This is a genomic window from Kribbella yunnanensis, from assembly GCF_039529655.1.
GTDB classification, from domain to species: domain Bacteria; phylum Actinomycetota; class Actinomycetes; order Propionibacteriales; family Kribbellaceae; genus Kribbella; species Kribbella yunnanensis.
In genome coordinates this window covers 450,726-462,522 of the sequence record NZ_BAAANF010000003.1, presented here as the reverse complement: position 1 = coordinate 462,522, position 11,797 = coordinate 450,726, and the positions used below count along the sequence as shown (strand labels likewise).

General features: G+C 67.5%; 13 protein-coding genes. 8 read left to right on the top strand and 5 right to left on the bottom strand.

Annotated elements, in window-relative coordinates:
• Positions 1-54 precede the first annotated feature (54 nt).
• On the top strand, positions 55-804 hold the full coding sequence (locus ABD231_RS06780; RefSeq protein ID WP_344146684.1) for a beta-phosphoglucomutase family hydrolase: 750 nt from the start codon (positions 55-57) through the stop codon (positions 802-804).
• Positions 801-3,167 (top strand): glycoside hydrolase family 65 protein, encoded by a 2,367-nt coding sequence (locus ABD231_RS06775; protein WP_344146682.1) that lies wholly within the window; start codon positions 801-803, stop codon positions 3,165-3,167. Before ABD231_RS06780 ends, ABD231_RS06775 begins: the two co-directional genes overlap by 4 nt.
• 23 nt (positions 3,168-3,190) lie before the next feature.
• Here ABD231_RS06775 and ABD231_RS06770 read toward each other — a convergent pair whose 3' ends face one another.
• Positions 3,191-3,439, bottom strand: a complete 249-nt coding sequence (locus ABD231_RS06770) for a GlsB/YeaQ/YmgE family stress response membrane protein (protein ID WP_344146680.1) — start codon at positions 3,437-3,439, stop codon at positions 3,191-3,193.
• Between the two features lie 105 nt (positions 3,440-3,544).
• Positions 3,545-4,393: a hypothetical protein gene (locus ABD231_RS06765; protein ID WP_344146678.1), complete on the bottom strand. Its 849-nt coding sequence runs from the start codon at positions 4,391-4,393 to the stop codon at positions 3,545-3,547.
• Positions 4,394-4,550: 157 nt separating this feature from the next.
• On the opposite strand from ABD231_RS06765, the gene ABD231_RS06760 reads away from it, so the two are divergent.
• The 3 genes from ABD231_RS06760 (at position 4,551) to ABD231_RS06750 (ending at position 6,788) form a co-directional block, all read left to right on the top strand.
• Positions 4,551-4,952 (top strand): hypothetical protein, encoded by a 402-nt coding sequence (locus ABD231_RS06760; RefSeq protein ID WP_344146675.1) that lies wholly within the window; start codon positions 4,551-4,553, stop codon positions 4,950-4,952.
• A gap of 70 nt (positions 4,953-5,022) precedes the next feature.
• A complete protein-coding gene (locus ABD231_RS06755) occupies positions 5,023-5,472 on the top strand; it encodes a cupredoxin domain-containing protein (protein ID WP_344146672.1) in 450 nt (149 codons plus the stop codon).
• Entirely contained in the window at positions 5,472-6,788 is a 1,317-nt protein-coding gene (locus ABD231_RS06750) for a hypothetical protein (RefSeq protein WP_344146669.1), read from the top strand. Before ABD231_RS06755 ends, ABD231_RS06750 begins: the two co-directional genes overlap by 1 nt.
• Here the strand turns inward: ABD231_RS06750 and ABD231_RS06745 are convergent.
• Positions 6,739-7,626: a DMT family transporter gene (locus ABD231_RS06745; protein WP_344146666.1), complete on the bottom strand. Its 888-nt coding sequence runs from the start codon at positions 7,624-7,626 to the stop codon at positions 6,739-6,741. The genes ABD231_RS06750 and ABD231_RS06745 overlap by 50 nt on opposite strands.
• Positions 7,627-7,665: 39 nt before the next feature.
• Here ABD231_RS06745 and ABD231_RS06740 point away from each other — a divergent pair, with 39 nt between their 5' ends.
• From ABD231_RS06740 to ABD231_RS06730, 3 genes are all read left to right on the top strand, one after another.
• Positions 7,666-8,160 carry a MarR family winged helix-turn-helix transcriptional regulator gene (locus ABD231_RS06740; RefSeq protein WP_344146663.1) on the top strand — a complete coding sequence of 165 codons (495 nt, stop codon included), beginning with the start codon at positions 7,666-7,668 and terminating at the stop codon, positions 8,158-8,160.
• Positions 8,161-8,320: 160 nt separating this feature from the next.
• Positions 8,321-9,541, top strand: a complete 1,221-nt coding sequence (locus tag ABD231_RS06735) for a hypothetical protein (RefSeq protein WP_344146660.1) — start codon at positions 8,321-8,323, stop codon at positions 9,539-9,541.
• Positions 9,542-9,553: 12 nt separating this feature from the next.
• Complete coding sequence (locus ABD231_RS06730; protein ID WP_344146657.1) at positions 9,554-10,573, top strand: glycosyltransferase; 1,020 nt, start codon at positions 9,554-9,556, stop codon at positions 10,571-10,573.
• Here the strand turns inward: ABD231_RS06730 and ABD231_RS06725 are convergent.
• Positions 10,556-11,095: a hypothetical protein gene (locus ABD231_RS06725; RefSeq protein WP_344146654.1), complete on the bottom strand. Its 540-nt coding sequence runs from the start codon at positions 11,093-11,095 to the stop codon at positions 10,556-10,558. The two genes, ABD231_RS06730 and ABD231_RS06725, sit on opposite strands and share 18 nt — an antisense overlap.
• Positions 11,096-11,740 carry a class I SAM-dependent methyltransferase gene (locus ABD231_RS06720; protein ID WP_344146651.1) on the bottom strand — a complete coding sequence of 215 codons (645 nt, stop codon included), beginning with the start codon at positions 11,738-11,740 and terminating at the stop codon, positions 11,096-11,098.
• Positions 11,741-11,797 lie beyond the last annotated feature (57 nt).

The window sequence follows — 11,797 nt, the reverse complement described above, 5'->3', positions numbered from 1 at the left end:
GGGGGCCGTCTGACTAGTCTGGAGCGGAAGGCCCGACGACGCGAGAGGGTGCTGATGCTGGGACTGCCGACGGGGATCCGGGTCTGTCTGTTCGATCTGGACGGGGTGCTCACTGATACCGCGGCCGTGCACGCCGCCGCCTGGAAAGAGATGTTCGACCAGTTCCTTCGCGACTATGCGCAGCGGCAGGGTGTTCCGTTCCGGCCGTTCGACGCACGGGCGGAGTACGACGACTATGTCGACGGCAAGCCGCGGATGGACGGTGTCCGGGACTTCCTGACGTCTCGGGGGATCACACTGCCGGAGGGGACGCCGGATGATCCACCGGACGCCGAGACGGTGAACGGGCTTGGGAACCGCAAGAACGAGGCGGTGCAGCAGCGCATCCGCACGGACGGGGTGCACGTGTTCGGGGGGTCGCGGCGGTACCTGCAGGCGGCTGAGCGGGCCGGACTGCGGCGGGCGGTGGTCTCGTCGAGTGCGAACACGCGGGAGGTTCTCGACGTGACAGGTCTCGCCCAGTACGTCGAGGAGATCGTGGACGGCGTCACGATCCGCACCGACGGGCTGAAGGGGAAGCCGGCGCCGGACACGTTCCTGGCGGCCGCCCGGCGGTTCGGGGTCGACCCGACCGAGGCGGCGGTGTTCGAGGACGCGCTGGCCGGTGTCGCCGCTGGACATGCCGGGGGCTTTGGGCGGGTGGTTGGCGTCGACCGCGTCGGGCAAGCCGCCGAACTCGCCGCACATGGCGCGGATGTCGTCGTACAGGATCTGGCTGAGCTGCTGGACGGAGCAGACCGATGATGGATCGTGGACACCACCCTGTCGAGCCATGGCGCTTGCGCGAGACTCGGCTGGCCCTTGACGACCTTGCGCAGTCGGAGTCGCTGTTCGCGTTGTCGAACGGGCACATCGGTCTGCGCGGCAATCTCGACGAGGGAGAGCCGTATGCGATCCCTGGTACCTACCTGAACTCGTTCTACGAGCAACGACCACTTCCGTACGCCGAAGCCGGCTATGGCTACCCGGAGTCCGGCCAGACGCTCGTGGATGTCACCAACGGCAAGCTGATCCGGCTGCTGGTCGACGACTCGCCGTTCGATGTCCGCTATGGCTTCTTGAGTCGGCACGAGCGGTCGCTGGACTTCCGGACCGGTCTGTTGGAACGGGATGTGGACTGGACATCCCCAGCAGGTAAGCGCATCCGAGTGCGCAGCCGGCGGATGGTGTCGCTGACCCAGCGTGCGGTCGCAGCGATCGAGTACACAGTGGAGGCGGTCGACCAGCCGGCCCGGTTCGTGATCCAGTCCGAGTTGGTCGCCAACGAGGCGCAGCCGACGCTCTCCGACGACCCACGGGTCGCAGCGGTGCTCGACAACCCGCTCAAGCCGGTGAGCCACGACGGTGGTGAGAACGGCGTCGTACTGATCCACCGAACCACGCAAAGCCGGCAGTTGATGGCTGCGGCGATGGTGCACGAGGTGGAAGCGCCGACCCGGTTCGCGATGGACCAGGACGTCCGGGAGGACTGGGCGCGGACCACGGTGATCTGTCAGCTCCAGCCCGGCGAGAAGCTGCGTGTGGTGAAGTACCTGTCCTACGGCTGGTCGAGTTTGCGGTCGGAGACCGCGATCCGGGATCAGGTGGCGGCCGGACTGTCCAGTGCGCGCTTCTCGGGCTGGGACGGACTGGTGAAGCAGCAGGCCGAGTTCCTGGACGACTTCTGGGACGGTGCCGACGTCGAGGTCAAAGGGCACCCAGAACTGCAGCAGGCGGTGCGATTCGCGCTCTTCCACGTGCTGCAGGCAGGTGCTCGCGCAGAGCGGCGAGCGATCCCGTCCAAGGGCCTGACCGGTGCTGGGTACGACGGCCACACCTTCTGGGACACCGAGGGTTTCGTGTTGCCGGTGCTGACCTACACCATGCCGGATGCGGCAGCCGACGCGCTGCGCTGGCGGCACTCGACACTGAGCCTGGCGAAGGACCGGGCCGACGTACTGGGTCTGCGTGGTTCGGCGTTCCCGTGGCGGACCATCCGTGGTCAGGAGTGCTCCGGCTACTGGCCAGCTGGTACGGCGGCCTTCCACATCAACGCGGATATCGCGGAAGCGGTGATGCGGTACCACCGCGCCACCGGTGACGACCAGTTCGTCGAAGAGGTCGGGCTGGAGCTCCTGGTCGAGACTGCGCGGCTCTGGGCCTCACTGGGGCACCATGACCGCCATGGCCGATGGCATCTGCCCGGAGTGACCGGTCCGGACGAGTACAGCGCGGTTGCCGACGACAACGTCTTCACCAATCTGATGGCCGCGCGGAACCTCCGGGCCGCGGCTGAACTGGCTATGCAGTTCCCCGGTGTTGCTCGCACACTCGGTGTCGACAGTGAGGAAGAGGCGGCTTGGCGCGACGCGGCCGCTGCGGTCTACATCCCGTACGACGAGGAGCTCGGCGTACACCCACAGTCCGAGGGCTTCACCAGCTATGCGGATTGGGACTTCGAGGGCTACAAGGACAAGTACCCGCTGCTCCTGCACGCGCCGTACTTCCAGCTCTACCGGATGCAGGTGGTCAAGCAGGCCGATCTGATTCTGGCGGCGTACTGGTGTGGTGACGCGTTCACAGCCGAGCAGAAGGCCCGCGACTTCGAGTACTACGAACGCCTGACTGTGCGTGACTCGTCGTTGTCGGCCTGCGTGCAGGCTGTGATGGCGGCTGAGGTCGGTCATCTGGATCTGGCCTATGACTACGCCTACGAGGCCGCACTGATCGACATGCGCAACCTGCACAACAACACGGGCGACGGGCTGCACATGGCGTCCCTGGCCGGTGCCTGGACCGCACTGGTCGCCGGCTTCGGCGGACTGCGGGACCGGGACGGTGTGCTGGCGTTCGACCCGGCTTTGCCGCAGGGGCTGAGCGGACTGTGCTTCTCGGTCCGGTGGCGTGGTGTCAGATTGACGGTGGACATCGACTCGGGGTCGGTCACCTACTCGGTGCGCGACGGCGAGGACGCCAGCATCACCCTCCGGCACGCGGGGGAGGAGCTCACGGTCACGGCCGGTACGCCGGTCACCCGGCAGCTGGCCAAGCGGATCCCGCTCCTTGGCCGGCCGACCCAGCCGGTCGGCCGCGAACCTCGCCCGGCCTACGCGGGCGAGGACCGCTGAAGCTTCAGATCACTTCTGGCAGATCACTTCTTGGCGGCGAGCCGCTCGGCCGTGCCGACCAGCATCACCGAGGCGATCACGGCGGCGATGAAGCCGAGCACGTTCAGCTCGAAGATGCCACCGGTGCCGAGGATGTTCGCGATCGTGCCGCCGATGACGGAACCCGCCAGGCCGAGCAGCAGCGTGGCGAGCAGGCCGAGCCGCTGCTTGCCCGGGGTGAAGAGCCGCGCCAGCGCCCCGATGATGAGTCCCGCGACGATGAAGCCGATCATGTTCTGTTGCCTCCGAGTCTGAACTGGTCTGAGACCAGTCTGACGGTCAGAGGGTCTCCAGACAGTTGGAGATCACCCTGATCGGCCCCGGAGACCACCCTGGGATCAGGTCGAGGCCTGAGCCTCGAGGAGTGGAGTGTTCTCCTGCAGATGCGGCACTCGCTCCAGCCGGCTCAAGGCCTTCGCCATGGCTCGCTGGGCCGCCGTTTGGCTCGGCAACATCGTCTCGAAGGCCAGTTGGCACGGACTGCCGGTTCTGAGTAGCTCTGCGTAGAACTCGATGTCCTGCAGGTCCACCCGCTCCTTGAGGAGCAGTTTGGTGGCTTTGCCGCAGCGCAACAGCCCGGCGTACAGCGTCTGGGGCGCAGGTGTCTTCACAGCGACCGCCTGGTCGGCCAGGGCCTTCAGGACGAAGTACTCCGCGCTGGCGGTCTTGTCCCGCAGGTAGCGCAGGCCGGCCACCTCGCTCGCGTCGTCGGTCAGACCGCAGACCGCCCATCCTGGCGGCACGATGAGTGCCTGCGAGGACGGGACATTGCCCGGCAGCTTGACCTGCGGCGACAGGATGCCGCTGTTCGAGACCGCGGTCTGCGCAGTCTTGGATGCGTTGTCGGTCGGACTGGCGAACGGTGCAGGCAGCACCCGCGTGTTCCACTTCGCATCCGGTACGACGATCACTGCCAGGTTGCCGGTGTTCTTGAGCAGCAGTGTGGTCCGGGAGACGTCGGTTGCCGCCTCGAGCCGGACCCCGTCCGCTGCGGTGAGCGCCGGAAGCCGACGGGTCGATTTCGTGCAGTCTGTTGCTGCCGGCTTTGTCGTGGGCTTCTTGCTGCCGGCTGTCGGCTTCGGCGCCGCAGTGGTCGGTACGTCTTCACCGACGTACTGCGAACCCGCTGCGTTTGAGCACCCGGCCGCGCCCAGTGCCAGGATCACCAATGCCACCACTGTGGGCATGCCCGCCCGACTGCTTCCCGCCTTCACGATGTCCCCCCTGGATGGTGCCACCGAGCTCACTAGGTCCCCACCTGCCCGGCTCACAGCGTTGTCTTGTGCCCAGTGTCGCACCGTGCCGTAGCTGACGCCAACGTCCGTCCCGGTACCCTGCCCTGTGATGGACGTGACGCGATCGCAGCTGCTGCGCTCCCTGGTGATCCTGGGTGCGCTGATCGGCCTGCTCGCGCTGCACGGACCCGGTGAACAGCCGCAGCCGTCCGCGGTCACTCAGACGGCCGTCACGGTGCCGCTCGGAGTGCATGGTGCTGTGGAGCGGCTCGAGCAGGTAGCCATGGTGGCGCCACTCACTCTGGCTGTGGACACCTCCGATCACCAGCACCTGCTGGTGCCCTGCGCCCTGCTGATCGGCTCTGTACTGCTCCTCGGGCTCGGGCTGCTGCTGTCCCGGCAGCGGTTCGGTGACGTGCCGCCGCGGTCACCGGGCCGACGCCTGCCCTGGCTGCGCGCGGTGGTTCCAGACGCTCCAGATCTGACGAGACTCTGCATCCTGCGGACGTGACGGTCAGCTGCTTTCGCTGCTGATCTCACTCGTTCACGCATCACTGCGTGCTGTCCGGAAGGAAGCCGTCATGCGGCTGTCACTTCGCGGCGTAGTCGCCGCTGCACTCTTCGCCCTCGTCCTGACCGGTTGCGGTACTGCCGAGTCCCCGACCGCGGGCACCCCCAGTACCCCGCCGACCACCCAGCCCACCGTTGCGCCGACGACCGCGCCGACCAAGACACAGTCCAGTACGCCGACCCCCGTCGTACCGGCTGCAGATGTCAGCGTCGACGTGAAGATCGCCGGCGGGAAGATCTCCACCGCCGATGCCGTGGTGAAGGCCAAGACCGGCCAGAAGGTCCGCATCACTGCTGTCAGCGATGTGCCCGAATCACTCCACGTCCACGGCTATGACAAGACGCTGGACCTCAAGCCGGGCAAGTCGGTGTCGGTGGAGTTCACCGCTGACGACAAGGGCGTCTTCGAGGTCGAGACGCACGAGAGCGGCAAGCTCGTCTTCAAACTGCAGGTGACGTGATGTTGCCGCTGCACGGGATCGGCGGCCGCCAGGACCTGCCGATCCCGTTCGGGCTGGCGGTCACCGGCGCTGGCATCGCGATCGCGTTGTCGTTCGTGATCCTGGCCGTCGCGTGGCGGTCGCCGAAGTACCGCGGTGCGGCCAGCGGTACGCCGCTCCCGGCCGGACTGCGCACCGCACTCGATTCGTCGTGGTTCCGCTGGGCGGTCCGGCTGTTCGGCCTCGCCCTCTTCGGGTACGCCGCGATGGCCTTGCTGGCCGGAGTGGACCGGCTGACGAACCCGATCTTCGGATTCGTCTACATCCTGGTCTGGGTCGGCCTGGTGCCGGTGTCCCTGCTACTTGGTCCGGTGTGGCGCACTCTCAACCCACTCCGCACACTGCACCTGCTGGCCTGCCGAGTGCTCCGCCATGACCCGCGGCGCGGTCTGCTTGAGCTCTCACCACGCGTGGGGCTCTGGCCGGCCGCCTTCGGCATCTTCGCGTTCGCCTGGCTCGAGTTGGTCGCACCGGACCGCGCAACGCTGCTGGTGGTACAGGCCTGGCTCGCTCTGTACGTCGTCTATGTCATGTTCGGCGCCGTGTTGTTCGGGGACCGGTGGTTCACCGCTGCGGACCCGTTCGAGGCCTACGCGACCCTGATGGCCAAGCTGTCGCCGTGGGGACGCCGGAGCGACGGTGTGATCGTCCTACGCCGTCCACTGGAGAACCTGGACAGCCTGACACCCAGCCCGGGTCTGGTCGGACTAGTGGCGGCACTACTCGGCTCTACCGCGTACGACGGCTTCTCGCGATCGAGCAGGTGGATCGGCTGGGCCCAGAACTCGGGGTACTCGCAGACTCTGCTCGGAACGCTCGCACTGGTCGGCTTCGTGGTGTTCGTCCTGGTCACCTACTCCGCGGCCACTGTGCTCGCAGGACGGATGTCGGACAGCTCACGGACCAGACTGCCGGGCTTGTTCGCGCACTCGGTGGTGCCGATCGTTCTGGGCTACGTGGTCGCGCACTACTTCACTCTGCTCGTCCTGGAAGGTCAGCGGACGATCAACCAGCTCAGCGATCCACTCAGCCGTGGCTGGAACGTCTTCGGCACTGGCCTGAACGGTGTGAACGCAGGCATCACCAACCACACCACTGCGGTCGCGTGCGTCCAGGTCGGTGCTGTAGTGATCGGCCACCTCCTCGGCGTGATCTCGGCCCACGACCGAGCAGTCGCACTGTTCCCACGTGGCCGCGCGCTAGCCGGGCAGATCCCACTCCTGGTGGTCATGGTCGCGTACACGATGGGAGGCCTACTGCTGCTCTTCTCGGCCTGATCCGAACCTGGCTGAGGCTGATACCGCCGAGGACAAGGGCAAGGCCGAGGACCTGACGCGGGGTCAGGGACTCGGCCGAGAAGAGCAGTCCGAGCAGTACGCCGGTCACTGGGTTGAGCAGTCCGATCAGGCCGACGGTGGCTGCGTCGAGATGGCGTAGCCCGGTGAACCAGGCGGTGAAGGCCAGTGCGGTCGCCACCAGGCCGACGTACGCGAAGCCGGCGATGGCGGGGAGGTCGAGGGTGGGCGGTCGGCCTTCGAAGAGCAGCGCGAAGGGGATGAGGACCAGTCCGCCGGCGATCAGCTGCCAGGACGTGGTGGCCAGTGGCCCGTCGGCGCGGCCCCACTTCTTGGCGAGGACGTAGCCGCAGGACGACATCGTCAGTGCGGCAACCGAAGCTGCCACTCCACTCAAGTTGATCGCGCCGCCGCCGCCCAGCAGCAGACAGACACCAGCGAAGCCGGCCACCGCACCAACCAGTACGGCGGCTGCGGGGCGCTCGGAGAGCAGGGCCCAGGCGAACAACGCCATCGTCATCGGTGCTGCGGACATGATGGTGGCGGCCACGCTGACAGGTAGCAGCTGTGCGGCCAGGTAGACGAGTGCGAAGAACGCGCCCATGTTGCACACGCCCAGCAGGAGTGAGCGCCACCACCACACCCCCTGCGGTAGCCGACGCGCCAGGGCGAGCAGGAGCAGTCCGGCGGGCAGTGCGCGGAACACAGCGCCGTACAGGGGGTATCCGGCCGGCAGGTACTCGTGGGTGACGAAGTAGTTCGTGCCCCAGGCCACCGGTGCGATCGCGGTCACGGCGGCCCACCGGTAGGTATTTTCCATGGAAGACATTTTATCTTCCCGGGAAGATATAGTCGAACCGTGGACCATGTGGCGCGGATTCAAGCGGAGTGGCAGCTCGAACGGCCGGACGTCGACACCAGTCCGCAGGGCGTGATCGGCCGGTTGCACCGGATCGGACAGCACCTGACTGGTGAGCTGACGCTGCTCTACTCGCGATTCGGGCTGACCGAAGGCGAGTTCGACGTACTGGCCGCGTTGCGCCGCGCCGGAGCGCCGTACGAGCGGGCGCCGGGGGAGATCGCCGTACACACGATGGTGACGACAGGTGCGGTCACCAAACGCGTCGACCGGCTCGAATCGGCCGGTCTGGTCGTTCGGCGGCGCAGTGACGACGACGGGCGCGGACGGGTGGTCCGGCTGACCCCTGCGGGCCGTCGGCTGATCGACCGCGCTTTTGCTGCTCACATGGACAACGAAAGGCGTCTGGTCGGCGTCCTAATGCCTGATGAGGCAGCTCGGCTGGAGGAGATCTTGGCCACGTGGCTGGCCCGGATCGAGGACACGGCACAATAGGCGTGCCCGCGGTTCCGGAAATCTTGACCGCGGCATGACATTGCGTCACGGCATTCCGGTCCGGTACTGGGCCGGAGACCCGGTAACCTCCAGGGTGACCACCGCTGCGTTCATGTCCGGTCGGTCCATTCAGTCACAGCAGGAAGGTCAGCTTCACACCATGGGTTCCACTGTTAGCCGGGTGCTCGCGATGCTCCCGGCTCCGGCACGCAAGATCCTCGGGCGGAGCAAGCGGGCCGTGACCGAAGGTGGCAAGACACTGGCCGCGAACGTCGACCGCAAGCGCCGCGAGGCCGCACTGCCGCCGACCCCGGAGGTTCCGAAGTCCGAGGTCCGGTTGTTCGTCGGCCCGGCCAACTTCGCCGGTCAGGGCACCACCTGGGCCCGGGCGGCCGAGCGCCACCTCGAGGGCGTCAAGGCCAAGAACATGCAGTACGCCGGTGGTGCGTACCGGTTCCCGGCCGATATCGAGGTCGAGCGCGAGCTGCTGGACGACCGGGTGTGGCAGGACCGCCAGGTCGAGTACCTGACCAAGGGCAACTACACCCACGTGCTGATCGAGGCCGGTCGCCCGGTCTTCGGCACCCGCTTCGCGCGGAACGCCGTCGGTGACGTGAAGACGCTCAAGGAGGCCGGTGTGAACGTCGGCCTGGTCGCCCACGGCTCCGACGTCCGCCTGCCGAGCCGGCACGCCGAGACGCACCAGTGGTCGCCGTTCCACGAGCGGGACGACTTCTTCGTCCGGCTGGAGGCCCAGGCCAAGCGCGAGGGCACGCTGTTCAACACCTTCGACGGGCCGACCTTCGTGTCCACCCCGGACCTGCTGGTCGACGTACCGGGCGCCAAGTGGCTGCCGGTCGTCATCGAGCCGGACCGCTGGGCCAACGACGAGCCGGTGCTGGAGCGGGAGCGTCCGATCGTCCTGCACGCACCGACCAACCCGCGCTTCAAGGGCACCGAGTACGTCGAGGCGGCCATGCAGCCGCTGCACGACGCGGGCCTGATCGAGTACCGGCGGCTGACCGACATCCCGAGCGAGGAGATGCCGGCCGCGATGGCCGGCGCCGACATCGTGCTGGAGCAGTTCGTGCTCGGCCCGTACAGCGTGACCGCGTGCGAGGCGATGGCCGCCGGCCGGGTGGTCGTGGTGAACGTCGACGAGGACGTGCGCAAGCACGTCAGCTCGGTGACCGGCCGCGACCTGCCGATCGTGCACGCCGACCCGACCACCATCGGCGAGGTCGTCGAGCAGATCGTGGCCGACCGTGAGGCGGCCCGCGCGGTCGCCGCGCGCGGCCCGGAGTACGTGCGCGCAGTGCACGACGGAACCATGTCCAGCGCAGTTCTCGGGACCTGGCTGACGCCGGGCGCGAGCAAGTAGAGAAAGCCAATCATGACTGACCTGCAGGAGTTCGCCGGCGTGGACATCGCTGTGATCGTGCCGTGCTACAACGAAGCCGTCGCCGTCACCAAGGTGGTGACCGAGCTGCGCGCCGCGCTGCCGACGGCCAGCATCTACGTGTACGACAACAACTCCACGGATGACACCGCGGAGCTGGCCCGGGCCGCCGGTGCGATCGTGCGGCACGAGTCCCGCAAGGGCAAGGGCAACGTGGTCCGCCGCGCGTTCTCCGACGTCGACGCCGACGTCTACGTGCTGATCGACGGCGACGACACGTACGACGCCGCCCGGGCGGGCGATCTGGTCCGCGTGCTGCTGCAGGGGCCGTACGACCACGTCGTCGGTGTCCGCAAGCACACCAACGAGGAGGCGTACCGGCCGGGCCACACCCTGGGCAACCGGGTGCTCACCGGTACCGTCGGCGCGCTGTTCGGCCGGCAGATCACCGACATGCTGAGCGGCTACCGGGTCTTCTCGCGGCGCTACGTGAAGTCGTTCCCCGCGCTGGCGCAGGAGTTCGAGATCGAGACCGAGCTGACCATCCACTCGCTGCACCTGCGGGTTCCGGTGGCCGAGCTCGCGATCGGCTACAAGGAGCGTCCGACCGGTGGTGAGAGCAAGCTGCGCACCTACCGCGACGGCATGCGCATCCTGCGCTGGATCCTCAGCGTCACGCGGCTGGAGCGGCCGACGCTGTTCCACGGCATCCTGGCCGCGGTCTTCGGCGTGGTGTCGCTGATCCTCGGTGTACCGGTCATCGTCGAGTACGTCGACACCGGTCTGGTGCCGCGGTTCCCGACCGCGATCCTGGCCTCGACGATGGGCATCGTCGCGATCCTGGTGCTGGCCGTCGGGTACGTGCTGGACGCGATCACTCGCGGACGGCAGGAGGCGGCCCGGCTGGCCTATCTCCGGCTGCCCGCACCGCAGACGATCGACGCTGCACCTGGTGAGCTCCCCGTCCCGGTCGTGCCGGCCGAGGCGGAGCAGGAGTCACCCCAGGTCGTCTGACAGCAGCTTCTTCAGCGCGGCGCGTTCCACACGGAGCGCGTCGCGTTCTGCTGTGACGGCAGCCAACTGCTGCTCCTGCGTCCGCCGGACCAGCCCCTCGACGATGTGCTCGTCAACGAGCCGCAGTAGCGTCCGGCCGGTCAGCGGCCCCGACGTGCGCGAGCGGTCGAGGTAGGCATGCAGCTCACCCACCTCGTCATCGACGCGCCGGCAGATGACGGCTGCGCCCCATGCGGTGTCTGCGAGTGGATGTGCCTCCGTAGCCTGCAGCCCGGCTGTCACGAGCTTCTGGATCAGTGACCCGACTGGCAGCTCGTGGGGCGCCCACGGCAGGAGCAGCAGCACCACATCACCGGGTGCAGTCTCCGACAGGTCGCCATCCGCCGTGACGGCGATCAGAGCGTCCTTGGTCGGCACATCGGCCACCTCCATCAGCGGCGGCCAGGCGTGCTCGGAACCGGTGCGGTCGACGACTGTCCCGCCTTCGGGCAGCCAGGACCGGACGAGTTCGTTGAGCTGCATTCAGAACACCCTTTGCAGGACGAGGAAGCCGGTCGGAGCGCCCCGGAAGCCGTAGGGAACGAAGCGGTCCACCTGCAGCCCCACCGGCTCCAGCAGACTCTGGTACCGCTGCAGTGCGCGGGTGCGCTGGTAGAACGACCAAGTGCGGTCCACATCGGACTCATGGTCCACGACCAGGAGCAGTCCGCCCAGTCGGACCAGTGCGGCCAGATTCAGCACTGAGGCCTCCCACAGCGCGTCGTCCATGATGTGGAAGAGCACATCGATGCTGTAGACCACGTCATACAGGTACGGCGGCTGCCAGTCCGCGAGAGGCGACAGGTGGAAGCTGCTGTGGCCGGTCGCGTTCGCACGGCACAGCTCGATCGCATGCTCGCTGACGTCGATCCCGTCGACCGCATGGCCGAAGCGCGCCATCGAATGCGCGAACCAGCCTTTGCCGCAACCGGCGTCCAGGATGCGCAGCGGGGCGGCGTACTCGGTCCGGTCGCCGATGATGTCGAGCAGCCGGCCGAGCCGGACCGAATAGAAGATCTCGTTGCTGAACTCGTCGTACCCGGCGTCGCCGCCCGAGCGCAGCGCCCCGAGTCTGCGGTGCCGGCGATCCCAGTGCTCGATCGTCTCGTCCGCTCCGAGTTGATCCACGAATTTCACCCTACCCTCGTACCCACAGAACAACCTGACCCTCTGTTACGCTCCTGC

Bases quoted from the DNA above. Each gene is read 5' to 3' on its own strand.
- ABD231_RS06780 (WP_344146684.1), top strand. From the start codon at position 55: ATGCTGGGACTGCCGACGGGGATCCGGGTCTGTCTGTTCGATCTGGAC.
- ABD231_RS06775 (WP_344146682.1), top strand. From the start codon at position 801: ATGATGGATCGTGGACACCACCCTGTCGAGCCATGGCGCTTGCGCGAG.
- ABD231_RS06770 (WP_344146680.1), bottom strand. From the start codon at position 3,439: ATGATCGGCTTCATCGTCGCGGGACTCATCATCGGGGCGCTGGCGCGG.
- ABD231_RS06765 (WP_344146678.1), bottom strand. From the start codon at position 4,393: ATGCCCACAGTGGTGGCATTGGTGATCCTGGCACTGGGCGCGGCCGGG.
- ABD231_RS06760 (WP_344146675.1), top strand. From the start codon at position 4,551: ATGGACGTGACGCGATCGCAGCTGCTGCGCTCCCTGGTGATCCTGGGT.
- ABD231_RS06755 (WP_344146672.1), top strand. From the start codon at position 5,023: ATGCGGCTGTCACTTCGCGGCGTAGTCGCCGCTGCACTCTTCGCCCTC.
- ABD231_RS06750 (WP_344146669.1), top strand. From the start codon at position 5,472: ATGTTGCCGCTGCACGGGATCGGCGGCCGCCAGGACCTGCCGATCCCG.
- ABD231_RS06745 (WP_344146666.1), bottom strand. From the start codon at position 7,626: ATGGAAAATACCTACCGGTGGGCCGCCGTGACCGCGATCGCACCGGTG.
- ABD231_RS06735 (WP_344146660.1), top strand. From the start codon at position 8,321: ATGGGTTCCACTGTTAGCCGGGTGCTCGCGATGCTCCCGGCTCCGGCA.
- ABD231_RS06730 (WP_344146657.1), top strand. From the start codon at position 9,554: ATGACTGACCTGCAGGAGTTCGCCGGCGTGGACATCGCTGTGATCGTG.
- ABD231_RS06725 (WP_344146654.1), bottom strand. From the start codon at position 11,095: ATGCAGCTCAACGAACTCGTCCGGTCCTGGCTGCCCGAAGGCGGGACA.